The organism is Micromonospora sp. NPDC048839 (assembly GCF_040649915.1).
Lineage (GTDB): Bacteria > Actinomycetota > Actinomycetes > Mycobacteriales > Micromonosporaceae > Micromonospora.
Genome location: NZ_JBEZGL010000004.1, coordinates 211,962 through 237,676, shown reverse-complemented (window position 1 = coordinate 237,676; position 25,715 = coordinate 211,962). Strand labels below are relative to the sequence as shown.

The 25,715-nt window shown below is 73.2% G+C and carries 16 protein-coding genes; 3 read left to right on the top strand and 13 right to left on the bottom strand.

Annotated elements, in window-relative coordinates:
• Positions 1-10: 10 nt before the first annotated feature.
• Genes eccB through AB0C25_RS09785 form a run of 3 tightly spaced genes read right to left on the bottom strand, consistent with a single transcriptional unit; the run spans position 11 to position 3,702 of the window.
• Entirely contained in the window at positions 11-1,423 is a 1,413-nt protein-coding gene (eccB, locus tag AB0C25_RS09795) for a type VII secretion protein EccB (protein ID WP_357371417.1), read from the bottom strand.
• Positions 1,423-2,811: a type VII secretion integral membrane protein EccD gene (eccD, locus tag AB0C25_RS09790; RefSeq protein ID WP_357371415.1), complete on the bottom strand. Its 1,389-nt coding sequence runs from the start codon at positions 2,809-2,811 to the stop codon at positions 1,423-1,425. Before eccD ends, eccB begins: the two co-directional genes overlap by 1 nt.
• A gap of 18 nt (positions 2,812-2,829) precedes the next feature.
• Complete coding sequence (locus AB0C25_RS09785; RefSeq protein WP_357371413.1) at positions 2,830-3,702, bottom strand: hypothetical protein; 873 nt, start codon at positions 3,700-3,702, stop codon at positions 2,830-2,832.
• 201 nt (positions 3,703-3,903) lie between these two features.
• Here AB0C25_RS09785 and eccCa point away from each other — a divergent pair, with 201 nt between their 5' ends.
• Positions 3,904-7,872, top strand: a complete 3,969-nt coding sequence (gene eccCa, locus AB0C25_RS09780; protein ID WP_357371411.1) for a type VII secretion protein EccCa — start codon at positions 3,904-3,906, stop codon at positions 7,870-7,872.
• A gap of 15 nt (positions 7,873-7,887) precedes the next feature.
• On the opposite strand, the gene mycP is transcribed toward eccCa, so the two are convergent.
• From mycP to AB0C25_RS09740, 8 genes are all read right to left on the bottom strand, one after another.
• On the bottom strand, positions 7,888-9,081 hold the full coding sequence (gene mycP, locus AB0C25_RS09775; RefSeq protein ID WP_357371409.1) for a type VII secretion-associated serine protease mycosin: 1,194 nt from the start codon (positions 9,079-9,081) through the stop codon (positions 7,888-7,890).
• 2 nt (positions 9,082-9,083) lie between these two features.
• Positions 9,084-9,971: a zf-HC2 domain-containing protein gene (locus tag AB0C25_RS09770; RefSeq protein WP_357371407.1), complete on the bottom strand. Its 888-nt coding sequence runs from the start codon at positions 9,969-9,971 to the stop codon at positions 9,084-9,086.
• A 130-nt stretch (positions 9,972-10,101) separates the two neighbouring features.
• Positions 10,102-11,784: a S8 family serine peptidase gene (locus tag AB0C25_RS09765; protein WP_357371405.1), complete on the bottom strand. Its 1,683-nt coding sequence runs from the start codon at positions 11,782-11,784 to the stop codon at positions 10,102-10,104.
• The gene (locus AB0C25_RS09760) at positions 11,781-13,541 is read right to left on the bottom strand and encodes an RICIN domain-containing protein (RefSeq protein ID WP_357371403.1); all 1,761 of its coding nucleotides are present in this window, start codon (positions 13,539-13,541) and stop codon (positions 11,781-11,783) included. The genes AB0C25_RS09765 and AB0C25_RS09760 overlap by 4 nt, the downstream gene beginning before the upstream one ends.
• 117 nt (positions 13,542-13,658) lie before the next feature.
• Complete coding sequence (locus tag AB0C25_RS09755; protein WP_357371401.1) at positions 13,659-14,216, bottom strand: sigma-70 family RNA polymerase sigma factor; 558 nt, start codon at positions 14,214-14,216, stop codon at positions 13,659-13,661.
• Positions 14,217-14,404: 188 nt separating this feature from the next.
• Positions 14,405-15,355, bottom strand: coding sequence for a hypothetical protein (locus AB0C25_RS09750; RefSeq protein WP_357371399.1), 951 nt, complete (start codon positions 15,353-15,355; stop codon positions 14,405-14,407).
• 54 nt (positions 15,356-15,409) lie between these two features.
• Positions 15,410-15,739 carry a hypothetical protein gene (locus AB0C25_RS09745; RefSeq protein ID WP_357371397.1) on the bottom strand — a complete coding sequence of 110 codons (330 nt, stop codon included), beginning with the start codon at positions 15,737-15,739 and terminating at the stop codon, positions 15,410-15,412.
• Positions 15,736-16,023, bottom strand: coding sequence for a hypothetical protein (locus AB0C25_RS09740; RefSeq protein WP_357371395.1), 288 nt, complete (start codon positions 16,021-16,023; stop codon positions 15,736-15,738). The genes AB0C25_RS09745 and AB0C25_RS09740 overlap by 4 nt, the downstream gene beginning before the upstream one ends.
• Before the next feature lie 123 nt (positions 16,024-16,146).
• Here AB0C25_RS09740 and AB0C25_RS09735 point away from each other — a divergent pair, with 123 nt between their 5' ends.
• Positions 16,147-17,577 carry a hypothetical protein gene (locus AB0C25_RS09735; protein ID WP_357371393.1) on the top strand — a complete coding sequence of 477 codons (1,431 nt, stop codon included), beginning with the start codon at positions 16,147-16,149 and terminating at the stop codon, positions 17,575-17,577.
• Positions 17,578-17,661: 84 nt separating this feature from the next.
• A complete protein-coding gene (locus AB0C25_RS09730) occupies positions 17,662-20,205 on the top strand; it encodes a hypothetical protein (protein ID WP_357371391.1) in 2,544 nt (847 codons plus the stop codon).
• Here AB0C25_RS09730 and AB0C25_RS09725 read toward each other — a convergent pair.
• On the bottom strand, positions 20,190-22,898 hold the full coding sequence (locus AB0C25_RS09725) for an AAA family ATPase (RefSeq protein ID WP_357371389.1): 2,709 nt from the start codon (positions 22,896-22,898) through the stop codon (positions 20,190-20,192). The genes AB0C25_RS09730 and AB0C25_RS09725 overlap by 16 nt on opposite strands.
• On the bottom strand, positions 22,895-25,642 hold the full coding sequence (locus AB0C25_RS09720) for a LuxR C-terminal-related transcriptional regulator (RefSeq protein WP_357371387.1): 2,748 nt from the start codon (positions 25,640-25,642) through the stop codon (positions 22,895-22,897). Before AB0C25_RS09720 ends, AB0C25_RS09725 begins: the two co-directional genes overlap by 4 nt.
• Positions 25,643-25,715 lie beyond the last annotated feature (73 nt).

Genomic DNA, 25,715 nt, shown 5'->3' with positions numbered 1-25,715 from the left:
AAAACCCCCGTCAACCACCCCAGGTCTCGCTCACCAGCGCCGCGGCCGGGTCGAGCGCCGGGCCGGTCGGCAGCAGTTCCAGCAACTCGGCAGGGACGTTGACAGGTGCCACGCCGGCGTAGCCGAGCGCCTCCGCGCCCTTGGGCGGCAGCGGGAACTTCACGCCGTACTCGGAGACGAGGTAGAGCGCCCCACCACCGCCCGGCGCGTACGGGTTGCGGGCCAACACTCCCGTGCCGGCGGCGATCAGGATCCGATCCACGATGCCGCCCGCCGCGACAGCGGTCCGTGGCACCGGCAGAGCGTTCCGCGCTGCCGACGCCGACACCCTGGTCAGCGTGACCGTCACCGTGTCCCGCGCCGGCCGGAAGCCCACGCAGGGCAGCACCGACGGGCCGCGTACCGGCGTCGGCGGCTCGGGCGGATAGCCGTCCACGAACTCGGTGCTGCCGGCGACCGTGGCGCCGGCCAGTTCGTCCGGCCGCACCGGAATCGGCGCGACAGCACCTCCGGGGTACGCCTCCCGAATCGCCGGATCCGCCAGGACCAGGGCTGCGGCGGTGCGGCTCAGCCGCACGAGACCATCGGAACGGGACAGGAACAGGTCGGGCGCCCCGCCGACCGGGTTGCGTACCTCGTATACCTGGCCGATGAGGCTGACCCGCCCGCCGATCGACGATCCCGGCCTCCCGCGGTCGCTTACCGCGGGAAAGGTGAGGTCCCGCCCCGCCGGGATGGGGTTGAGCCACGCCGGGGTCACGGGCATCGGTTCGACGGCCGCGTAGCCCAACGCCACCGCGGCCGGATCGGCCAGGTGGTGGCGGCGTCCCTGCCAGACCAGGTACCGCTGGCGGTCCGTCGTCTGGACCAGGAACCCCTCGCGGTCGTTCAGTGCGACCGGCCGGACGAGGTCGCCCAACAGCAACGTGGTGGCGGCCGCACCCGAGGGCTCGGGCGGTTGGGCGCACACCGTCCACGCGCCCGAGTAGAGGCGGTTCGCCACCGGCACCGTGTCGGGTGCGCCCGGTATGCCGATCGGGGCGCCCACCGGCACCCCCCTGAGCGAGTTGCGCGACACCTGGACGAGGCGGGCCGGGCTGTTGCTGCCCAGCACCAGGCGGGCGGTGGCGTAGTTCAGCACCGGTCGGAGCTGGCCCTCGATCAGCAGGTAGCGCGCGCCGGTCTCCTTCACCGCGATGACGACACCCGCCTGCCGCCAGGAGGAGTCACCGCCGGGTCGGAAGATGCCGTAGATGCCGAAGCCGCCGGCGACGACGATGGCCAGCAGGATCCCGATGACCAGGCCGAGGATCGGACGTTGGTTCGGCGGCTCGTACGGGTCGGGACGGCCCTGCATCACCGCCGAGTTGAGGCGGCTGACCGTGTAGAAGTAGGCGTGGACCTGATCCTTGCGGGACTCCATCAGCTGGCCCAGGCCCGGACCATCTGGTAGATCCCGAGCACCGCGCCGAGCGCCGGGATCAGGGCCACCGCGAGGAGGATCTCCAGCACGTCCACGGTTCGGGCCCAGTACGGCCGCAGCCGACGGCCGGGCAGCGTGGACGCCGCGGTCAGCAGCGCGCCGGCGACCGCCACCACGGCGGGGACCAGGACGGCGGCCCGAGCGACGCCCTCCTGGTCCGCGGCGTAGCGGAGCAGGGTGAACAGGACCAGCGCCATGGCGGGGGTCATCGTCGCCCAGCGTGCCACCAGGCCGCTCAGGTGCCGGGCTCGCATGCTCAGCAGGGCGGCCGCCAGCAGCGCCAGGATCATCTCCCAGCGCCCGCCGGCCACCAGCAGCGCCGCGGCCATCAGGACCTGCGCGGCACCCACCCCGATCGAGAGCGCGGCCAGGTACGCGAGACCGGCGCTCCCCCGTTCGACCACCACCCGGTGCGGCTCGGGGTCGATGTCCTCGGACAGTTGCTCGGGCTTGCCCGGCAGCAGCGGCAGGGTCAACCCACCGAGGCGGAACGCGGCCGGCGGCAGCATCAACGCCGCCACCATCGAGAAGACCAGCCCACACGCGGCGGCCTCCGGTGGGGTCACCGGACCCGCCGCCGTGAGCAGCGCCGGAACCGCGACGCCCACCGCGAGGGCGAGCGCACCGGCGAAGAGCAGACCGGCGTCGGCCACCGCGGAGAGCCCGGCGGAGAGCGTCACCACCGCGGCCAGCGCCGCCAGGCAGATCCGTACCGCGAGGGACGAGTGTGGGGCGATCGCGACCGCCCCGAGCCAGCCGGCTGTCGCCGAGTAGCCGGCCGCCGCCATCGCCAGCAGCGTCCCCGTCCGCGGGTCGGGGACCGCGCGGCTGACCAGGCCGGCGGCGGCGAGGAGCACGACGGTGAGCGCCACGGCGACCGTGGCACGCACCACCGCCGGCCCGCCGAGCCAGAGCACCACCAGGCCCACCGCCAGCAGCACCGCTCCGTCGGTGAGCAGCATCGCGCGGGTCCGGGCCGCCGTCCATCGCCACGGGCTGGTACGCGCCTGCTCCCCCACGCCGTCGACCAGGTCGTCGAAGTCGATCGGCGGCAACTGCTCGGCCCGGGGTCGCAGGTGCAACGCCTCGCCGTCGAGCAGGTTCAATTCGACGGCCGACTGTTCCTCGTCCAGCGGCGGCTCGCCGACGCGCTGCACCACCCACCCGTCGTGCTCGGCGCCGTGGTCGGCGGCCTCCGGGCTGAGGTGGAGCAGCACCGACGGCAGCAGATCGACGAGCGGCGCGTCACCGGGCAGGGCCACGTCCACGGCACGCGAGCCGAGCACGAACCGGAGACGTACGGGTGCCGAGAGGCGCTGCGTGCTCAACCGTTCCATCAGGGTGGGTCAGTGCTTGTACGGGCGGTAGTAGCGGCCGTCGTAGTAGTAGGGCTCCAGATCCGTCCACCAGATCTCGACGCCGCCCGGACCGGTCTGATGCTTGCCGTCGATCTCGTAGTACCGGTAGGTCTTGCCCCGGAAATCGTCGTCCTTGGACGGGTCGTGGACGTACTCCTTCCCCGACGGCTCGTGATGCGGATCGAAGTGCTCGCCAGTGGAGAGTGGCGGCGTCTCCGGCGGCTTCTCGTCCGGCTTCTTCTCGTCCGGCGGCTTCTCCTCCGGCGGCCCCTCACTCTTCTCGAGCCTCGAATCGGGGTAGCCGTCGATGTCCTTGAGGAGCGGGTTCTCGCGGAGATCGAGATTGACGTCGTCCTTCGGCCCCACGCCCTTGACGTCGAGGAATTCGTCCATGCCCAAGATCTCCCCCGGCTTGAAGGGCTTGATCACGTCCTTCCCCGGGTCGATCGTCAACTTGTCCACCCCGGGGCCGTAGTCGCCGGTCTTGTAGCTGGACTTCTCCCGCACCTTCTTCGGCTCGAACTTGGCGTCACCCATACCGCCGACGACCTTTTTGGCGTCCTTGTTGAACTTGGCCACCGCGTCGGCGTTACTTCCGTCGATCCGCTCATAATCGCCGGCGATCTCGTACAAACCGGTGTTGATCTCGTCGAACGCCCGTTGCAGGTATTTCACGTGTTCGATGATCGCGTTGCGCCGGTCGGCGAAGAGATCTTCCAGCCATACCGCCGCGTCGAACTTGCCGGCATTCGGCTTCACCTTCGCCAGGTTGTTGAACACCGACTGATGGTCCTCGAGAAGGGCGCCGATCTTCTTGCCGATCTCCCGCAACTGATCCGGGGTAACGCGTGTCTCCGCCACAACCGCCCCCTCCTGCTATGGTCACTGCTGTTCGTTTCTCCGGTGCCGGGTCTGCCTCCACAAGCGAAACCCGGCCTCCGACACCGCTCCCGCGTCGAGCGCCGAATCCCCAGGACGATAAGCCCGCTCTCGCGTGCCCGACGGGTGCTCGGGAGGCGACCGGGTCGATCGGAGGGAAACCCCTCACCGAAGGAGACGAACGTGGGCACGGTGCCGTACGTCCGTAAGGCTCGCCGCGCCGGACCGGTCGCACCGGTCGAGGAGATCGCGCTCCAGGAGCCACCGGTCATCCCCGAGCCGGCCGAGCGGGGCCTCAGCGCCGTGCTGATGCTGGCGCCGATGGCAATCGCCTCGCTGGCGATGGTGCTCATGTTCCTGCGACCCAACGCGGGCGCGCTGGCCTACGTGGGCGTCTGCCTGATGGTGCTCTCGGCGATCGCGATGTTGATCGTGCCGCTGATCCGCAACGCCGGGCAGCACAAGCACCGGCTCAACGGTGAGCGCCGCGACTACCTGCGCTACCTCGGCCAGGTTCGGCGCAAGGTACGCGCCGCGCTGACCGAGGAGCGGCGTGCCGCCCGCTGGCTGCACCCGGACCCGGGCGCGCTGTGGTCGATGGTGCTCAGTCAGCGATTGTGGGAGCGGCGTACGGCGCACAACGACTTCGGCGAGGTACGTGTCGGGCTCGGCACCCGACGCTCCACCGTGCGGTTGGCCGCGCCGAACAGTAAGCCGCTGGAGGATCTGGAGCCGTTGGCCGCGCACGCGCTGCGTCGCTTCCTGCGGGCCTACTCCACCCTGCAGGACGCGCCGATCGCCATCTACCTGCGCGGCTTCGCCCGGATCGGCTTCGGCGGTGACGTGTCGGTGGCCCGGTCCACGGTGCGCGCGATTCTGGCCCAGCTCACCGTGGCCCACTCCCCCCAGGATCTGCTGGTGGTAATCGCCGCCCGGGGACCGGCTTGGGACTGGGCCAAGTGGCTGCCGCACGTGCAGGACGACACCGTCCCCGACGTCACCGGAACCCGGCGGAGATTCGCCACCGAGGTGACCGAGATCGAGGAGGCCCTGGCCACACTTAACGTGCAGGACCGCCCCGGCTTCGAGCCGGACTCCCCGGTCACCGCCGTCGAGCCGTTCGTGGTGCTGATCCTCGACGGGCCACGCCTACCGGCCGGCCACCGCGTCGGCGTGGAGGGCTACCGCAACGTGCTCACGCTGGACGTGGGGGCGACGCTGGGCTGGGAGGCGCACCCGCACACCCTGCTGGTGCAGACCACGGAGCAGCAGTTGGACATCGTCTCCTTCGACCACCTCGGCAAGTCGAGCAGCAGCCGCCTGTGCCGCCCGGACCGGATGGGCGTGGTGGCGGCAGCGGCGCTGGCTCGGTCGATGGCCCGCTACCGGGTCGGCGCGGGCACCGACACCGAGGAGCCGCTGGCCACCGACTACGACCTGGCCGGCCTGCTCCAGCTCGGTGACCTGTCCGCCCTGGACGTGGCGGCCTACCGCGCCGGGCGGACGGCGGCGCAACGGCTGCGGGTCCCGATCGGCATGTCGGCCACCGGCACCCCGATCGAGCTGGACATCAAGGAGGCGGCCGAGGGCGGGATGGGCCCACACGGAATGCTGATCGGCGCCACCGGTTCGGGCAAGAGTGAGTTGCTCCGCACGCTGGTGCTGGCGCTGGCCGCCCGGCACACCTCCGAGGAGTTGAACCTCGTGCTCGTCGACTTCAAGGGCGGGGCGGCGTTCCTCGGCTTCGAGCGGTTGCCGCACACCTCGGCCGTGATCACCAACCTGTCCGAGGAGTTGGAACTGGTCGACCGCATGCAGGACGCGCTGACCGGTGAGTTGAACCGTCGCCAGGAGCACCTGCGGGCGAGCGGATACCCGTCCCGGCGCGACTACGAGAAGGCGCGGACCGGGGGTGTCGTGCTGGAGCCGATGCCGGCGCTGTTCATCGTCGTCGACGAGTTCAGCGAGATGCTCAGCAGCAAACCCGAGTTCATCGACGTCTTCGCGATGATCGGCCGGCTGGGCCGCAGCCTCGGCGTGCATCTGCTCCTGGCCAGTCAACGCCTCGACGAGGGGCGCATCCACCAGATCGAGACCCACCTGTCGTACCGGATCGGTCTGCGGACCTTCTCCTCGATGGAGAGCCGCAGCGTGCTCGGTGTGCCGGACGCGTACGAGTTGCCGAACGTGCCGGGCAACGGCTATCTGCGGCCGGACACCCAGAACCTGATCCGGTTCAAGGGCGCCTACTGCTCCGGGCCGTGGCGTCCGCCGCACCAACGCCGCCTCCAGTCGGTCCAGGGCGGTCTCGTCCCGTTCGGCACCGAGCACCTGCGCCCCGAGACGCCGGTGACGCCGGAGCCGGACCCGGAGCAGGACAACGAGGAGAAGCCACCGGTCCTGGCCGACATGCTCCTGTCCGTGCTGCACGGGCACGGCCCGGCCGCGCACCAGGTGTGGCTGCCGCCGCTGACCGAGACCACGACGCTGGAGAAGCTGCTCCCTCCGCTCATCGATCACCCCACCCTCGGCCTGGCGCCGGTGGGCGGGTACGGCACCGGCCAGCTCGTCGCACCGGTCGGCCTCGTCGACCTGCCCGCGCAGCAACGGCGCGAGCTGCTGTTGGCCTCCCTGGCCGGCAGCAAGGGCAACGTCGGTGTCGTCGGCGGCCCGCAGAGCGGCAAGAGCACCCTGCTGCGCACGCTGATCAGCGCGTTGGCGCTGACCCACACCGCGGCCGAGGTGCAGTTCTACTGCCTGGACTTCGGCGGCGGCGCGCTGGGGGCACTGTCACGGCTGCCGCACGTGGGCAGCGTCGCGGGCCGGCTCGACCGCGACCGGGTGACCCGTACCGTGCTGGAGCTGACGAATCTGATGGCCCGCCGGGAACAGATCTTCGCCCAGCACGGCATCGACTCGATGACCAGCTACCGGCGGGCCCGGCAGGCCGGCGGATTCCAGGACGAGGACCCGTACGGGGACGTGTTCCTGGTGGTCGACGGGTGGTATACGGCACGGCAGGACTTCCAGGAGCTGGACGACCGCTTCGGGGAGATCGCCGCGCGGGGCCTGAGCTTCGGCGTCCACCTGCTCGTCTCCGCCGGTCGTTGGTCGGAGATCCGGCCCTGGCTGCGGGACGTGCTCGGCACCCGCTTCGAGCTGAAGCTCGGCGATCCGGTGGAGTCCGAGGTCAACAGCCGGGTGGCGGCGACCGTGCCGGCGATCCCCGGCCGGGGCATCACGCCGGATCGGCGACACTTCCTGACGGCCCTACCCCGCATCGACGGGGTTGCGGAGACCGAGGACCTGGCCGAGGCGACGGCCGAGCTGGTCGAGTTCCTGGACGTGCCCACCGCGCCACGCGCGCCGCAGGTGCGGCTGCTGCCGGAGGTGCTGCCCGTCGCGGACCTGCCGGTCGCGACCGCGCCCACCCGCGAGGCGGAGATCCGCATCCCGCTCGGGCTCGACGACGTCCGCCTGGCCCCGCTGTGGCACGACTTCGACGCCAACCCACACCTGCTGATCTTCGGGGACACCGAGACCGGGAAGACGAACCTGCTGCGGCACATCGCCCGCAGTGTCGCGGCGCACCACCCGCCCGCCGAGGCACGGGTGGTCTTCGGCGACTTCCGCCGGGAGCTGCACGACGCGATCCCGCAGGCGAACCAGATCGGATACTCGATGTCGGCGGAGCGTCTCACCGCGACCATCGCCGAGGCGGGTCAGGTGCTCACCGGCCGGCTGCCCGGCCCGGACGTCCCACCGAGCCGGCTGCCCAAACGGGACTGGTGGACCGGCGGCCGGCTGTTCATCATCGTCGACGACTTCGAGCTGATCGAGAGCGGCCGGGACTCGCCGCTGCAACCCCTGCTGCCCCTGTTGCCGCACGGCGCCGAGATCGGGCTGCACCTGATCATCGCGCGGAGCACCGTGGGCGCCTCCCGGGCGATGACGAGCCCGGTGCTCCGCCGGGCGTGGGAGTTGGGCTCTCCCGCGGTCCTGTTCTCCTGTCCTCGGGAGGAGGGCACCTTCCTCGGCAACATCCGACCGCGGACGCTGCCCACCGCCCGCGGCCAGTACATCGACCGCCGACGTTCGGTCCGCCTGGTGCAGACCCCCGAGGTGCCGGCGCCGGACCGGCCGGAGCAGTGACGTCGTACCGGGAGGTCAGATCGTCGGCGGACGGCGGACCTCGACGACGCGGGCGGGCCGCCAGCGACGTCGGTGGCCGGCGGGCAGCAGCACGGTGAGCAGGACGACGAGCCCGGTCAGCACGACCGCGAGCCCCGCGCCGAGAGCCACCAGGTAACGCCCGATCGGGTCGGGGGTCGGCAGGTCGGGGCGGCGAGCGGGCGGCACGGGCAGGCCGGGCCGGGCGACGTCCTCCTCCGGCAGCACGGTCGCCACGGCGGCGGCCGGGTTGACCACGCCCCAGCCATAACCCGGGTGCGGCAACGCCACCGCCGGGTGGTCGGCCGTGACCAGCAGCCGGTGCCGCACCTCGGCCGCCGTCAGAGTCGGCCGGTACGCCCGGACCAGCGCGGCCACCCCGGCCACGAACGGTACGGCGTAGCTGGTGCCGCTGCCCTGCCAGTGGCCCGGCCCACCGGGACCGATGCTCACCACGTCCACACCGGGCGCGGTCAGCCCCAGGTGCCGGCCACTCTGGGAGAACGTGGCGAGGGCGCCGGTGGTGTCGATCGCGCCGACGGCCAACACCGTGGGCAGCGCCGCCGGGTACGCCACCAGCTGGCCATGCTGGGTACCGTTCGCGGCGGCGGCGACGACCACCACGTCCCTGGCCTCGGCGTACGCGATGGCCTCGACCAGGCCGGGCTCCGGGGCCCGCGTGCTGGCGGAGATGTTGATGACGTCCGCGTCGGCGTCCACCGCCGCGCGGATGCCCTTGGCGAGCAGGGCTGCTGTTCCGTCGTCCATGCTGTTGGCCACGCGGATCGGCAGGATCCGCACCTCGGGTGCGACGCCCACGAAGCCGGTGCCGGCCGCCGGCCCCGCACCGATGATGCCGGCGATGAACGTGCCGTGTCCGAAACAGTCGTCATCGGCGCGCGGCCCGCCCGCGGCGGTGAGGTCGACACCGGCGAGGACCCGGCCCGTGAGTTGTGGGCTGTTCGTGGCCACGCCGGTGTCGACGATCGCCACGGTCATCCCCGCACCCCGCGACAGGGGCCAGGCCCGCTCCACGCCCAACCGTTCCTGCGCCCAGGGCACGCCCGTCTCCATGCTCTCCGGCGGACGCAGGCAACCGCCGGTGGTTGCCGGCGGGGTCGGCGCGGCCACCGGCCAGCCGGTGACGACCGTGAGCGCCACGGCCACCGCGCCGGCCAGGCCGACCGCCACGGCTAGCGGGGCGTCACCGACGGCGACGCGCGGTCCACGACGGCGACGACCGCCAGGGACCCGTCCGCCGCGGTGACGCTGAACCGGTCGAGTCGCTCAATGGGCACGGGGCAGCCGCGGGCGACCTCCTGCCGGAAGTCCACGCCGGTCACCACGGCCAGCTCCCAGCTCTGCCCGTCGACGTCGGTGACGAACAGCCGATAGGGCTCACCGACCCGCAGGCCGGCCAGGGTCGCCCGCAGGTTCACCGCGCCGTCCTGCTGCGAGACGACCACCGACAGCGTGGCGCCGCTGGGCATGTCGGTGGCGTTCGTGACGAGCGTGACGACGGTGTTCCCACCGTTCGGAGCCGCCACGTCCGGGGTGGTCGTCTGGCCCCGCAGCGACTGGCCGACAAGCAGACCCGCGAAGATCAGGGCCACCACGGCGAGCCCGGCTCCCGCGAGCCTCATCCGCTGCCGGCGCTGCTGGCGACCAGGCCGGGTGGACGTCGCACCCCCCGGACCGGTGCGTGCGCGGTTCACGGCAGGACCACGGGTCGGTCCCGCCGCACGGGCCGTGGCCGGCGGAGCCGGCAACGCCGCGGGAGGCTCCCGCTCGGGCGCCGGCGGTGGCTCCGGTTCTGCCTCCCGCTCGTCGACGTGGTCTGGACCGGCCACCACCGGGATCGGCGGGACGCCGTACTCGGCCACCAACTCCCGGCGGTCGAGGTCGGAGAGCAGGGCGAGCATCGCCACCGCCTCGGTCAGCGCGTCGGCCTCGGCGGAGCACGGGGCGCAGGTGGCAAGGTGGCTCTCGACCGCGTCGCGCTGGTCCGCGGCCAACTCGCCGGCCAGGTACACGCCGAGCGCGCTGCGGAGCTGGGGCTCATCGCACACGTCGTCAGCCATGTCGCACCAAGTCCTCAATCCCTCGCCCGCGCGGCTGGTCGCCCGCGGTCCCCGACCTTCTAAGAACGGAACTGCCCAGCGGGGAGTTCACGACCGGGGACGTCTGCGCTGTCACGAAACCGACCGCCGCTCAGTGCGTGCCAGTGAGCGTCGGCTGACGTGGCTGCTCCTCGGGCGCGGTCCCCGCCGGCCAGTCCGCATCCAACCCATCGTCCTCGTCCTCGGTGTCAGGCTCCATCTCGGCCCGCCGTACGCTGCGGCGGAGGCGGAACACGAGCAGTCCGCTGAGCACGAGCCCCGCCAGGACGGTCAGCAGGAACGCGACCCGGGTGCCGTCGCCCCCGGTGCTCTGGCCGGGTCGTCGACCCGTGGACACCTGCGTCGCCTCCTCGGGCAGTTCCCGGGTCACCGCGGCCTCCGGGTTGATCATGCCACCGCCGTACCTGGCATCCGGTTGCGCGTCACCCGTCTTGTCGGCCGTCACCCGGACCCGGTGGGCGACCTGCGCGGCCGACAGATCCGGGCGGGCGGCACGAACCAGGGCGACCGTGCCGGAGACCAGAGCGACCGCGTACTGCGTGCCGCTACCGACGAACTGCTTCGTGCCGTTGATGCCGATGCTGGAGACGTTGACCCCCGGCGCCACCACGTCGACCAGGTCCGCGGCGTACTCCTCCAGGAGCGTGCCGTCGGCGCCGACACCGCCGACGCTGATCAGCTCCGCCGGCGGGGCCGCGGCGCCCGGCCCGACCGGCGCAGCAGCCACCACGACGATGTTGCGGCTGAGCGCCGCCTCGACGGCCCGCGACACGCCCTCCGCGGTGACATCCACGTACGAGCCGAGCGCGATCACCGTCGCTCCGGCGGAGACCGCCACCTCGATCGCCGTCGCCTGGGCGGCCGCGTCGGCGGACGGCTGATCCGTGGCCACCCGCACCGGCATGATGACCGACTCCGGGGCGACTCCAGCGAAGACGTCCCCGTCCGCCGGTTGCGCGGCGACCAGGCCGGCCATCGCCGTACCGGTGCCCAGGCAGTCGCTGTCCCCACGGCCGTCACCGGTCACGATGTTGGCCCCGATCGACACCCGGCCCGCGAGTTGGCCCGCGCGTCCGTCCACACCGGAGTCGACGATGGCGACGAGCTGCCCGACGCCCCGAGTGTGCGGCCAGGCCAGGTCGGCTGCCAGCCGCACGGTGGCCCAGTTCGACGGCGCGCTGGCGGCGGTCGCCGCGACGCACCTGCCCGCCGGCGCGGGTGGCGGCGGCGTGGACGGTATCTGCGCCGGGACCGGGGTCAGGCTGGGGATCGGCGGCGTCCCGCCGAGGGGCGGGGCCGGAGCAGCCGGGCTGCCCGGAACGACAGGAACGGCAGGTACGCCCGGTGCCTGCGGCGTGGACGCCTGCGGCGGCACGGCCGGAGCACTCGCGGCCGGTGCGCCGGCAGGAGCGGTGTTCGGCAACACGCCGTGCTGCAGACCCGCGCCGACCGCGTCCCAGGGCACGACCAGGTACCAGCCGGCGTGGAGGGTGTTCGGGTCGGTGAGCGCGCCGCCGTCCGGCTGTCGACGGGCGGTGTTGAGGTTGAAGATCTCGGTGGAGCGCGACGAGTTGCCCAGCAGCCGGCCGGCGATCTCGCCGAGATTCTCCGGCTTGCCCTGGTAGGCCGATGTGACGGTGTAGTAGAGGACGTACTCGTCGACCGCGGCGCGCGCCGGCGCGGCAGGTGTCCCGACGACGAGTACGACCACCGCGAGGATCGCCGCCACCCAGCCCGTCGCGCCGCGCGGATCCGTGTCCCGTGTCCGTGTCATCTGCTGAGCACCCAGCGCTGGTCGACGGCGTAGCTCTGCCGACTCCACTGGGTGACCGGGGTGCCGTGCTTGCCACAGCAGTCGTCACCGAGGATGTCGAGCGCCTTGCCGGAATTGCGGTTGATGAAGGTGACCCACGTGCCGCCGTCGATGAGCGACCACTGCTGGTTGGGATTGTCGAACGCCGGATCGAGCTGCACCAACTCCGCGGCGTCCTTGATGGAGCCACCGCGGATGCCCAGTGCCTTGTTGTTGAACGCGTTCGTGATCACCACGTATCTCGGGTCAGCGGCCTTGGCGACGTGCCAGTACTGGTCCTTCTGGCGCAGGTTGTCACTGAGCTGGATGGTCGTCCCGCTGGCGGTGACGTTGTCCTTGCCCGGCACCTCCATGACCCGGCCCGTCAGGGCATTCTTGAACTGGTAGGAGACAGCCGGATCCCAGCTCGCCGGCAGGGCGGTGGCCCGCGGCGCGGGGGGCGGCGACGGCGACGGCGACGGAGTCGCGGCGGGCGTGGGTGGCGGATCAACCGGGACCGTGGGCGAGGGCTTCGGCGTGGCCGAGGGCGACGACGACGGTGGTGGCGACGACGAGGACGGCGAGGACGACGGCGGCGGGGCTGGGCTGCTCGCCGACGGTGACGGGAACGCGTGGGCCAGTCGCTCGTCCGACGAGTACGCGGGGAGGTAGACGTCGACCGTGTCGACGAGCTGTGGAACGGCGGCAGCGCGCGGCACGCCGCCCTTGGCCCGGACCGCGGTGACCCCCCACTGGTACGCCGCGAGCGCCAACGAGTACGCGTCGCTCTCCTCCCCCGACTGGCGCAGATTCATTCCGGAGAGCTGGTTGCGCAGGTCGCACATGGCGGTGGCGAGGGTGGGGATCGCGGCCTGCGGGTCCCAGACCGATGCGCTGTCGGACGGCTTGTACTCCTCCCACATCGACGGCGTGAACTGGGCGATGCCCTGGCCGCCGCCGCTGCCCTTCAGATTCGGGTTGAAGGCGGAGAGCGACCTCAACTGGGCGGCGATCCGTGCCGCGGACACGGTGGACGGGCAGACCTGACCGGCCTTGACCACCGCGTCGACGTACTCCTCGGGGATGCCGACCTGGTCCGGCGCGGGAGTGACGGACGGCCGGGCCGGCTTCGTCGCGCCGGAGAACTGCGGCTGCCTGGCGTACCAGTTGGCGTACCCCGCCACCGTGTCGACGTGCTCCTGGGCGGACGTCGGCACGCCCTTGACCTTGACCACCGCGTCCAGACCGACCTTCTCCGCCGCGACAGCGGCCCTCCAGAGATCGCCGTCGGCCCCGCTGGCCCGCACCTGGCCGATCGCCTCGCACGTGCGGTGGGCCAACGCGAGCACATTGGCGCGCACGTCGGCGCGCTGGGCCTGCTGCCACGGCGCCCACGTCTGCCAGGCCCGGGAGTCCAGCCCGGCGATGCCCTCGCCTCGCTCGGACACGGCTGTCGGCTTGAACCCCGAAGCGGCCATCAGTTGGGCGGCGAGTCGCGGCCCGGTCAGCGCCGGGCAGGACGTGGCGCCGACGACGATTGCCGGCAGCACGTCGTCGGGGACCGGCTCACCCTCGACAGTGGTTTCGGCAAGCGCCGGACCGACCTGGAGCCCGGCCGCGACGATACAGACGACGGCGGCGGCGAAAGCGACACCGGCCTCGATCCGCTGGCGGGTCGTCCGTAGTGAGTGCCATGTGCGACCGCCCGAGGAGCGGAAGGTGGCCAGGCGTCCGATCACCGATCTCAGTGTCACGGTTGGTTCCCTCTCCGACGAGTGTGCGCTGTGAACGAGCCGGGCGACCGGTTGGTTCACGGTTGGGCGGGCCAACTTCGGAACTTCTGCCGGAGGGGTCACTCAGATGCTGAATCCGCGCCCGGTGAGGTCCTCGCGCAATGCCCGTAGCGCGTAGAAGGTCCGCGACTTGACCGTCCCCTCGGGGATCGAGAGGTTGCGCGCGGCCTCGGCGACCGTGTGTTCCTGGAAGTAGATCTCGATCAGCGCGCTGCGCAGCCGCTCCGGCAACCTGGCCACGGCGTCTCGCACCTCGCGGCCGTTGAGCAGGCGGTCGATGTCGTCCACTGAGGCGTGTCGCTCCTCGATGCGCTCGTCGAGCTGCTCGGACGGTCTACCGCGGGCCGCCCTCAGGTGATCGATGGCGATGCGTCGAGCAACGGTGAACAGCCAGCCCCGGCTCCACTGACCGTTTGTCGTCCGCGCCTCCGGATGGTGCCAGGCGCGCACCAGCGTCTCCTGGACGATGTCCTCGGCAAGGCCACGGTTGCCCAACGTCAGGCGCAGGAGGTAGTTGAGCAGTATTGGCCCATGTGTCTCGTAGGCGAGGCGCAGCGCGTCGTCGTAGGTGGGGTCTGGCGACGACGCACCGGAGAGCGTGTTCCCCGCGGCCTGGTTCATGGCAGCGATAACGAGTGCATGGGTACCCGCGTTCAGTGTTCGTGGGGGATTTCCCGAGGAATCTTGGCAGACCGCGGCGGGCCGGATCGGCGTCGGAAGCTCAATGGGTACGCTGACCTGCCGAAACCTCGCGACGGACGGCGCGGCCCGGTGCGGTCGCGATTCGACGGGTTGCACGCCCGCTCGGCTCACGTCGGCTCCACCCCTCCGCCCGGTCGCGGGGATCCCTTGATCACGTCGGCCGTCACCAGGACCCCGCCGTCGACCTGACGCACGCTGAGCTGACTCAGGTCGTCCACCGACACGGCGACACCACCGGCGTACGCTCCGCGGCCCGTCTTGCCGTTGAGCCGGCCGAGCAGCAACTCCTCGCCCGCCCTGGTGAGCGCCCAGAGCTGATACGACGTCTCCGGTGCCAGGCCATCGGTGGTGACCCGCAGGTTGACCTGCCCGTCGTCGTCATAGAGAACCGCGGAGAACTCCACACCACCGGTGCCGTCCTCGGTGGTCGCGACCGCCACGACCGGACCGGGTGAGTCAGCCGCGTTCCAGGGCTCGATGAGCAGTCCCGTGCTGAGGGCGACGGCGAGCAGGCCGGTCACGCCCACCATGCCGCCGACCCGTCGACGCGGGGACCTCGGGCGGCGGTGCGAGTGCGGGCCGCGGGACAGCGGGCCCGTCGCGGGCCGTGGGGGCAGGAAACCCTCGCCGGGTCCGGCGCGGTACCTGTCGTCGATCATCGCCGGGCGGGCTCGGGCCACCGGACCGACCTCGTCGGGGACCGGGAATCGGGGCGCGGCGTGGGTTTTCCGCACGCTGCCGACCGGAGTCACGGCGCGGGCGGGTAGATCCGGCGCCAGCGCGGCCCCGGGTGCGCCGAACAGGTGATCACCAGGTGGGGCACGTCCCGGATCGGCGGGCCCGGCCCCGAAGTCGGCGACCAGGCGGCGTACGTGGGTGTCGCTGAGCAGGCGGAGTGTGCCGACCGTGTGGTCGATCTCCTCCCGTTCGGCCCGGCAGGTCGCGCAGCGACGCAGATGAGCGCTGACGGCAGTTTCTTCCGCACCGGACAGTCGACCGAGCACGAGCAGGCAGACGTTCGTCCGCATTGCCGCGTCGTCGCAGGTGGACGTCGTCATGGGAGGGTCACTCCCCGGTGTCCGACGCACGGTGTGGGACGGCGGCAACGGACATCAGTCGCCACCCGCTGCCGATCCACCGTGCCCGGACGCACGCTCGGACCAACTGCTACCGACCAGATCCGGCAGCGTGACCCGCAGAGCCGCACTGATGATCCCCAGCACACCGGTCGGGCCGAGCAGGCCGTCCGCCGCGATGGCCCACTCCTCCGCCGGACCGAGGTAGTCGTGGGTGTCGGCCCACCGCGCCCGCGTTGGTTCCAACTGTTCACGCAACGTCGCGAGCCTGCTGGCGACATCGGTTGCCAGCGCGTTGATGGCCGGTCCGAGGTCGGCCGGGTCGCCCAGACCGCCGGGGGCTGATCCCCACTCGCCGCCGCTCATCGGGACGCACCGGCCGCGAGCGTCAGGTCGGACAGCCGAAGCTCAGCCTCCGTCTGCAGGCCAGAGGCGATGTCCTGGAGCGCGTCGTCGAGCATCCGGGCGTAGATGTCGTACCCGGTCAGCAGCGCGTCGTGACGGGCGGCGGACATCCGCAGGCGTGCCGGTTCGAGGCTCGCCAGGTGGGCGCGTAGCCGGTCGAGCTGCGCACCGATGCCGGCTGCGGCATCGCGGCACGCGTCGGCGATATTGCCCTCGCACTGCGGATACGGTGTAATTCCCCTCATAACGCCTCCGATCTCGGGAGAACATCCTGAGAACGAGAGGTGGCGCGCCCCGGTTCACCACTCCTCCGACGATCCTTGGATCGCGGCAGCGCACGACGACCCCCGGCGAAGGACGATGCCACGATGAGACGACGGCTCGCGGTGTTCGGCCTCTGCCTGCTCACGCTGGCCGGCAGCACACCGGGGATTGCCTCGGTGGCGAACGCGGCGCCCGCGTCGACGCTGCGGGTCCCGGAGGAGACCGGCAAGTACTACGTCGTCGGGCCCCCGGTCGACGGCCAACGGGAATATCTGTTCGCCATCGCCGCGAAGACACTGGGCAACGGCAATCGATCCCGGGAGATCTTCGCCCTCAACGAGGGACGGCTCCAACCCGACGGCCGCCGGTTGACCGACGCGACGATCGTGCAGCCCGGCTGGATCCTCGCCCTGCCCCGGGACGCCAGGGGCCCCGGCGTCCGCACCGGCGCGCTTCCGGCACCGACGCCATCACCGGCACCGTCTCCACCGTCCCCACCGCCTCGCGCGTCCACGGCGCCCGCAGGACCGCAGGCGCCCCCCGCCGACGCGCTGCCGCACCTGCCCGCCCTGTGGTCCCCGACCGGACTGCGGATAGCGCTTGTCGCCCTCGCCGTGCTCCTGCTGTTCTGGGCACAGGTGGCTCTCCGATCTCGGCGTCGGCCAACCCGTGGCGGCGATGCGGCGGACAGCAGCCCGGCCCGGCCCGGCCCGACGACTTCCCCGGATCAACGGCCCGCACCGGTGACCGCACCACAAGCACCGCCACCGCAGGAGCCACGCCCCCCGGTGCCCGCCGAACCGATCCTCGTGCTGCCCCTCCCCATCGCGGCCGAGCCACCCGCGCCGGTTTCAACCGAGCCACCCGCGCAACCACCCACACCACCACCCGTGGCGGTCCCGTCGCCGCGACCCGCCGTTCGCACCCCGCTTCGGGCGGTCCCCGACGTCCGTGCGTCCGGCCTCCCACCTTCGTCCCGTACCCACCCGTTCGCCACGCTGGTCACGGATCTGGCCTGCGGCCCGGACCGGGCGACGGTGCGGCTGGTCGGGGCGCGCCCGGCTCGCTGGGGAGCCCCCTACGGATGGCTTGTCGACGGGCAGCGACCGCCCCCGTCCAGTGCCCCCGTGGTGCTGGGCGACCGGGACGGACGACGGCTGTGGATCGACCTCGCGGTGGCCCCCGACGTGCTCACCATCGGAGGTGACCTGACCGCCTGCCGCCGGCACGCACTCGCCCTGGTGGATCAGTTCGACGCCGACACGGACGTGGTCGTGGTCGGCGACGCCCTCGGCGACGCGGCACCCGAGGGCTGCCGCCGGATCGACGCGGTCACAGAGTTGGCAGCCGAGGAAACGTCGACGAGGGTACGGATCGTGGTGTGCGCCGGCCCCGACGCCGTGGCGCTGTCGGGTCCCCTGCGCGTGCTGTCCGGAAGTCGCCAGCGAACCGTACCGATTGTCGTCGGCGCGGGACCTGCGGCACGGTGGTCGTTGCGGTTGGGCCCGCCGGCTGCGACGGGGGCCGGACGGTGAGGTGGCCCCGCGTGCAGCGGAGGCCCAGAATGGACGCCTCGCGGCCGGCGCCGGCCCGATGCGGAACATAGAGCGGGGACACCGTTGCGACCCAACCGACAGCGCCCGCTCGGGGCGGCCCCGGAGCAGGTCTCCGCGGCGGACCTGCCGCTACCCGTCGATGGCCTGTGCGACGTCGTGCTGGTCCGCACCGACGACGGCGGGTTGGCCCGGCCAGAGGATCACGGCACGGCGCTGACCCCGCAGGAGGTGGCCGCCCACGCGCGGGCGGCCGGAGTCGCGGGGTGCGACCTCCGTGTCCTCGTCGACGACGGCGCCCGGGACGCGGCCCTGTTCGGGCAGGTCGCCAGCGCGCTGGGGTGCGACATCCTGGTCACGCCCGCTGGCGCGACAGTGCGGCGCCTGGCCGGCCCGAGCCTTGCCGGCCGGGCCGAGGCCGTCCCGATCGACCGGATCAGCGGAGAGGTCGTCGACTGGGTCCTGGTGCAGCCCACCGCACTCCGGACCACACTGCCAGGATGGTTCGACCTGGCCGGCGGCCTGGTGCTACCGAGGAGCGGGCTGGCGACCCTGCCGCTGGCCGGCGGCCTGGAGTTCGCCAACCGCGAGGACTTCGTCGTCCGCCGGGCCGCGGCGAGCCGCCTCGGCGTCGGTCATCCGGACCTGATGACGGTAGCGCTCGCGACCCGAGCCGGCCAGTTCCGGCTCTCGACGTACCGGTTGGACGCCGCCGGGGAGAACCCGGGCCGGTACTCCGGTCAGGACGTGGCCGCGGTCCTCTCCTCGACCTACCTGTACGGCGGTGACCTCCGTGTGTGGTTGCGCTGGCCGGACGACCCCGTGCAGTGTCAGCGACTCGACGCCCAGGTGACAGCTCTGGCCGAGGCGACCGGCGCGACGGTGTGGACCCCGGAGATCGGCAGCGAGGCGGTGTTGCTGCGCGGCTGCCTGGACCTGGCCGCTCGGGACCGCGCCGGCATGGTCGCCCGCTGGCGGGAGTACCGACCCCCGTACGCGGCGGACACGCCTCGATTCGCGGCCGATCGCGACGGACGGCTCGGGCCCAGTGGCGGCCCCGTGGTCAGTGCCGCCGGCGGCGTGGCGCTGATCAGCACCGAACGGGCGTCGGAGGCCGCGCTCCTCGACCGGTACGTCGACCTGTCGGCTGAGCCCGGCCTGATGCTCGTCGACCTGACCATTCTCGACGGAGGGCGACTCGCTCTGCGCTACCAGGACGGCAGCCACCTCGCGGTGGGCGCGGTCGAGCTGCGGGCCCTGCTGACGAATGCTGGTTGGCGGGGCACTGACCTCCAACTGCTGACCCCGGTGGCACCCGAGTGGACCGAGGGCCTACGGGAGCACCTCGACGTTCTGGAGTCGGACCTCGGCGTCGAGATCTGGTCGCTGACCCCCGGCGCCGTCGTCGTCGTCCGGGATGGCCTGGCCCGGGCCGTCGACGAGCAGCGGCGCCCGGCGCGCTGGTTGCGGGCCGCCGATCCCGGTGAGCGGGCCGAGACCGGTCGGTGGCGCAACGACGACGGATGGCTGATCCCGCGTCGGCGGGGCGCGGGTGAGTCGCCGGGGCCGTCACCCGCCGCGCCACCGTCCGCCGCGCCACCGCCCGCCGCGCCGGCGACAGCGCTACCGTCCGCCGCGCCGGCGGCCGCGCCGGCAACACCCGCGCCGGCGGCGGCCGCGCCACCGCCCGACCGGGTGTTGCCGGCGCCGAGCCCTCGACCCGCGCTCACCGTCTCCGCACCCGGCGGCCGGCCACACGGTCTCCGGTGGTTGCCGGAGCGACCCGAGGTGAACGCCGAACCCGTGCGGCTCTGGCTGGCCAGCCCCTGGTCGCCGCGGCGGGTCGCCATCGAGGGTGTGCCGTCGGCCAACCTGTTCCTCGTCGGCGACCTGGACGGCGAGCGGGTCGCCCGGGCCCACCCGTACCAGCATCTGCTGTGCCTCCGGGTCGAGGCCGGCGGCCTGGTGGACCTGGACCGGGTCGGTGACCTGCCTTCGGGCCACCTCGGCACCAGGCCGACGGGTACGTTCCTGTTGCCGGCGGGCTGGCTCGACCAGGCCCGGCTGCGCGCGGGCTACGACATCGACGACGACGGGCGGCCACAGGAGGAGACCGAGCTGCCCGGATCTGCTGTCGTGCTGCGCTGCACCGGGGCCCGACACGGCACGGACGGGCTCCCCGACGATGTGGTGCGCTGGCCTGGAGGTGCACGGGGAGCAGGGGCCTGGGCGTTGGTCCCGGACTCTCCGGTCGAGTCGCCGGACGACTTCCTGCCGCTGCACCAACGTCGGCCGCCGGTGCGCGACGGACACCGGCTGGTACGTCTTCGGCTGGTGGCGGGCGAGGCGATCGACACGCGAGCCAGCGCCGCGGCCCTGTCCGCCCTCACCTCGGTTCGGTCGCGCCTACCCGAGTTGGTGGCCGAGGGTGTGACGCTGCTGTTGCCGCAGGGCTGCTACGACGGCGCCCGGGTGGACCAGGTGCTGCACGCCGACGGCGGACGCTGGCGGCAGCGGACGAAAGGGATCGACCAGCCCCTGTCGAGCTTCCTGGCCCCGCTCGGGCCTCGGCCCGAGCCTGACCGGCGGCGTCCTCAGCCGCTGCGGTAGTCACCGGTCAGCACGGCCGCGGCCAACTCCACCCGGGACCGGTAGCCGGTGCGGCCGAACAGCCGGGTGAGCCGGCCCTCGATGCTTTTCGCGCTGGTCTGGGTGGCGGCGGCCAACTGCCGGTTCGACAGTCCCTCCGCGACCAGGACGGCAAGCAACTGCTCTCCCTCGGCGAGGGTCCGCACCCGTCCCGGAACGGGGATGCCGTGGTCGCGCATCGCCTGGCGGACCCGGGACCGGTGCAGGATCGCGCCCAGGTCACCGAGGATGTCGTACGCCTCGCCCAGCAGCTCGACGCTCCGGCCGGTCCAGCGGACCACCCGCTCGATCGCCCTGGCCACCTCGTAGGGCTGACCGACGACCCGGGCCAGTGCCACGGGATCGTCGGCCCGCGCCCGGCCTGATTGGACGATCAGTTGGGCCGTCGCGACCCGCAGGGCGCCGAGAGCGGTGCTCTGGTCCGCTGCCGTCACCGCGGACGCGGCGGCCAGGCGGGCCGCGTCGCTGTCCCCGCGTTCCGTCGCGAGCTCCGCGGCCAGCAGCCAGAGCTCGTCCAGGCCGACGACCAGCCCGTGCCCGGTGGCGGCGGCCACGGCGTCGCCGACCACGCGGGCGGCGGCCGGCACGTCGCCGAGGATCCACTCCGCCTCGGCCGCCACCGGTGCCAGCAGGTGCGGCAACGGTGCCGCGTCGGCGCGGGCCGCGTCGAGCAGCGCTCGGGCGCGCATCGGCCAACCACGGGCGAGCAGGATCTCGGCTGCCGCCCGATGAACGGTGCTGTGTGCAACCGGCCGGGTCACGGGGAGGTCGGCGGCGATGCCGAGGAGCGCGGCGTCGATTGCGGCGTCCCACCGGCCCGCCCGCCAGTGGACGAGGCACCGCTCGGGCGTCGGCAGCTCGGCCACCGTCAGACCGGCCTCCGCCAGCTCGTGCTCCGCCCGGTCCAGCTCGCTGACGACCGCCGCCCGGCCGACCCGTGCGACAGTGTCGGCGAAACGGCGGCGGGAAGCGCTCCGAACCAACCCGTCGCCGGTCGGCGCGTCGCCCACCCGAGCCTGGCCGGTGACGCCCACCGGAACGTGGCCGGTGACGCCCACCCGAGCCTGACCGGTGACGCCTACCCGAGCCTGACCGGTGACGGCCACGGGCATGCCGAGCACCGGCCCGGTGTCCGGCCGGGTCGAGTCCGACGGCAGCAGGCTCGCGGCCTCGGCCCAGCGGTCCAGGAGGCAGAGTGCCGCGGCCCGGGTCATCCGGGTCGGCACGGGACCGTCGGACAGCCATTCCTCGCCGGCCGCGACGGCGTGCACGGCCTCCGTCGTACGCGTCCCGCGTGCGCTGGCGAGCGAGAGCAGTTCGGCCTCCTGCCGGGCGGCGTCGGGCAGGGTGTCGGCGTACCCGCTGAGCAGGTGGCGCAGCTGTGCCTGTGCCAGGGCGTACCGGCCGACGCCGAACTCGGCGAAAGCCCGGGCGAGTAGGGCCTCGGCGCGGTCCGCGGGATCACCGCTGTGATCGGCCGCACCGGCCCACCAACGTGCCGCCGCGGCGGGCGCGCGCACCGCGGCGTCGTCCGCGTGCTGGCGCAGCAGGACCGTCGCCCGACCGGCGTCGACCAGGCCACCGGCGGCGACGACCTGATCGGGCAGGTACTCCGGATCCGCGCAACGGGCGGTGCCCGACCAGAGCGCCTCGACCGCCACCTGCGCGAGGCGGCGCCGTTCATAGGGGCGGAGACCCGCGCGCAGGGCCAGCGCCAGCGCGGGCACCCGGATCCGCCAACCGTGCCGGTCCTCCCGCACGGAACCCTCCGACCGCAGGGCGTCCAGGTGCCGGTGTACCTGCTCCGGCGTCGTGGCGAGGGCCTGCCCGATCAGTGCGGGGACGGCCATGCCCAGCGGCTCGAGCGCTGCCAGGGCGCGGGCGACCGCGTGGGCAGCCGGACCCAACCGGCGCACCGGCCGGGTGAGGTCGTGCTCCGCCGGGATCCTGGGTGCGTGGGTCGGGTCGGTCAGGTAGGCGCGGCGCTCGACGACCCGGAGGGCCGCCGAGCCGCGGTAACCCTCGACGGCGGCCAGCACCGCGGCCGGCACACCGCGGCTGAGCCGGCGCAGGTGCGTCGAGAGGGACTCGTGTGGCGTCGCCTGCAACGCCTGACGGGCGAGCGCGTCGACCCCGGCGCGGGACAACGGCCGCAGCCGCTCGATGTGGACGAGCCCGCCCTGGCACAGGCGGTCGAACGCGGCCAACTGCTCCGGACCGACACCGGAGTCGGCACGCAGGGTGGCGACGCAGCGTACGGGCACCGGGAACGCCTCGTGCAACACATCCCGCAGCGCCTCGGCGGACTCGGCGTCGGTCCACTGGGCATCGTCGACGAGGAGCACCAGGCCGGGGTGTCGCCGTAGGACGCGGGAGAGTGCGCGCGAGGGTGGCTCGCCCCCGAGGGCGCGCCCACGACCGGCGGCCAGGCGGGTGGGGATCGGGGCGAGCGCGGCGAGGATCCGCCCGGCGAGGTACCCCGCGTCGTGTCGACACTCCGGCGCCAACCGCAGGTCGAGAACGGGTCTGCCGGCCCGCTCGGCGGCTTCCCGCAGCGAGCGCAACGCGTGGGTGCGGCCGATGCCGGCCGGACCGGTGAGCACGGTCAGGGTGGGCCCGTCGAGATCGACCGGAAGGTGTCCTCCGCCGTTCACGACGCCGAGCCGAGGATGTCGGTGGTGAGGCTCACCGCGGCCAACTCGACACGCGAACGGCAGCCGGTACGCGCGAAGAGCCTGGTCAGGTGGTTCTCGACGGTCTTCTCGCTGATCCGCACCTGCGCCGCGATCTGCCGATTGGTCCGTCCGTTACCGATCAACTCGACGATGCGCATCTCCACCGGGCTGAACCCCGTCCTGGGTGTACGGGTGCGGGGCTGCCGGACGTCCCGCTCCCGCATCGCGGCGGCGACGGCGGACCGCAGCCAACCGGAGGTCATCGTCTTCGCCACCGCCTGCGCCTCGATCAGCCACGGCCCCGGGTCCTCGGCGACCCGGCCGAACGCCAGAGCGGCGTACGCGAGGGCGAGACGGTTTCCGCCGGCCCGGACGAGGTCGACACCGTCCGCGGCAGCGGTCGCGTCACCCCTGCACAACGCCTGGATCAACAGCGTCGTCTGCCTGCTGAGCCGACGCCGAGGCTCGGCCACGTCCGCGTCGACCACCGCCGCCAACCAGGCCAACTGCTCGCCGAGACCGAACCGTGCCGCGAGGCCCGCCGCCCGTACCAGGAGATGCTCGACGCCGATGCGGCTGCCGTGGCGCCGGTGGCTCTCGTACGCCAGACGCCCCTCGCCCAACCGCCGGGCCGCCTCCCGCGCCGACTGGGCCTCCCCGGCCGGACCGTTCCCGGCCCACCACCGAAGGGCCGCGTACGGCGGGTCGTTCGGGACCGAACGCCAGGAGGGCGTCTCCGTGGCTCGACCCAGCAGGCCGAGCGCCTCGACCGCCCAGAGTCGGGCGAGGCAGCGCTGCAGGGGCGCCTCGGCGCCGGTCAGGTCCAGTTCGCGGGCGGCCGAGAGCACACCGGAGAGGTCCCCGTCGGCCTGACACATGTGCAGCCGGTGGTACGCGGACAGGTGCCCGCCCTTCGGCATGCCGTAGCGCTGCGGACCCAGGACCAGCCCCAGGAGTGCCGCCAGGTCCCCCGTCTCGCCGGCCAGCAGCAACTCCTCGGTCGCCGGTCCCGTATCCGTGAGGCCGTCGCCGACGGCACCGGCCAGGACGCCGAGTTCCGCTGGGTGCAGCAGCGATCCGCTGTCGCCGGGGGCTGCCGGCGGCCCCGACTCCGCGGGCAGTACCGGCCCCGGCTCCGGCTTTGGCTCCGGCTTTGGCTTTGGCTCCGGCTTTGGCTTTGGCTCCGGCTTTGGCTCCGCGGGCGGCCCCGGCTCCGCGGGTGGTGCGCCGGTGAGCCACCAGTCGGCGAAGCCCACGACTGCCCGCGCCGCCGGTGCCACTCCCAGAGCGAAGCGGATGGTGGGGCGCACCGGCACTCCGGTGTGCACGGCGACCAGTGCGGCGGCCGCCGCGAGGTCGCCGGCGTGACGGGACGACGGGCCGTGGCCTCGATCGATCGCCGTGTCCACCACCTCGCCGAGGCGGGCGACCTGGCCGGTCCGCACCAGCAGCCGCAGCAGCCGAGCGAGGATGTCGTCGCCGGCCCGACCGACGCCGGCGTGCCAGAGCGCGGCGCGCAGCCAGTGCGCCGCCCGGTCCGGCGCACGGTCGGTGTTCTCGACAGCCGTGGCGGCGAGGGTAACCGCCGTACGCGTGTCGAACGGCAGGGCGACGCCCGCCGAGGTGACCTGGTCGGCCAGGGCTGCCCCATCGGTCGGCGCGCCGGACGCGGCCCGGCGGAACATCGCCGCGGCACAGGCGCGGTGCAGGCGGGCCACCGCGTCCGGACCGGCATCGGTGATCAGGCGAGCGCCGAGGGCCGGGCTCTGCGGGAGGATCCCGCCCTGCGGCTCGGTGACGAGCAGTCCGTCGTCGATCAGTTCGTCGATCATCTCGCCGTACTCGGACAGCCGGCCCCGCGTGGCGTCGGCGAACAGCGGCAGGTCGTCGATGCCGAATCGGGTGACGGCGGCCATGGTGGCGAGGCGGACGGCGACCGGGCCGCGCGCTCGCAGGGCGGCGAGCAGGCGGTGGTCCGTCGGCAGCGCGATCGGGGCGTGCGGGTCCAGCAGGCACAGGTGTCCCCGGATGACCGCGAGCCGCCCGGCCCGGGTCAACTCGTGGGCGACCTCCAGCACCGTGCCGGGATGCCCGGCGAGCGGCCCGAGCGCGGTGGACAGGGCCGGCGGCACCGCGTCGTCGAGCGGCACGGCATAGCGGCGCGCGAGCATCCCACGCACGGCCTCGGTGCTCAACGGCGGCAGGTCCACCACGACGTCGGCGAGCGTGCCGAGCCGGCCGTCACCGGGCGCGCCCACGGCCACGACGAGGCAACCGTCGCGTACGGCGGCGGCCAGCGCCGGGGCCAGCGCGGGAGGCGCGTCGTCGGCGATCACCACCGTCGGCGCCCGCCGGCCGATCACGGCGAACGCGGCGGCGGCCTGCTGAGCCAACGCGACGCCACGCCCGGCGTACTGGTCGGCGGACGTGTCGCAGAGAGCACCGAGCGCGCTCAGCGGGCCGGCGAGCGGCGGGTCGGCCAGCAGTTCGTACTTGTCGCGAACGGCATTCAGCAGTGCCGCGAAGCCGGCGGCGGTGTCACCGGCCACGGGGGGCGCCACGCGAAGCACCACCACCCCGGCCGCACGCCACGCGCCCTCGGCCGCGTCCAGCAGCGACGTCCGGCCGCTGCCGGCCGGCCCCCGGACCAGTGCGAACCGGCCACCGATCGCGGCGGCCGCACGGGCCTCGTCGAGGGCGTCCACCTGCACGGCACGGCCCACGATCGTCCGCCGTCTCGGGATGACTCTCACCCGCGCGGTGCGCGGTCGTGGAACCTCCGGCACGATCATCCGA

What these genes read in the sequence shown, in the direction of transcription:
- eccB (WP_357371417.1), bottom strand. Translation starts at nt 1,423, where the DNA reads ATGGAGTCCCGCAAGGATCAGGTCCACGCCTACTTCTACACGGTCAGC.
- AB0C25_RS09770 (WP_357371407.1), bottom strand. Translation starts at nt 9,971, where the DNA reads ATGGCTGACGACGTGTGCGATGAGCCCCAGCTCCGCAGCGCGCTCGGC.
- AB0C25_RS09765 (WP_357371405.1), bottom strand. Translation starts at nt 11,784, where the DNA reads ATGACACGGACACGGGACACGGATCCGCGCGGCGCGACGGGCTGGGTG.
- AB0C25_RS09755 (WP_357371401.1), bottom strand. Translation starts at nt 14,216, where the DNA reads ATGAACCAGGCCGCGGGGAACACGCTCTCCGGTGCGTCGTCGCCAGAC.
- AB0C25_RS09750 (WP_357371399.1), bottom strand. Translation starts at nt 15,355, where the DNA reads ATGACGACGTCCACCTGCGACGACGCGGCAATGCGGACGAACGTCTGC.
- AB0C25_RS09745 (WP_357371397.1), bottom strand. Translation starts at nt 15,739, where the DNA reads ATGAGCGGCGGCGAGTGGGGATCAGCCCCCGGCGGTCTGGGCGACCCG.
- AB0C25_RS09740 (WP_357371395.1), bottom strand. Translation starts at nt 16,023, where the DNA reads ATGAGGGGAATTACACCGTATCCGCAGTGCGAGGGCAATATCGCCGAC.
- AB0C25_RS09735 (WP_357371393.1), top strand. Translation starts at nt 16,147, where the DNA reads ATGAGACGACGGCTCGCGGTGTTCGGCCTCTGCCTGCTCACGCTGGCC.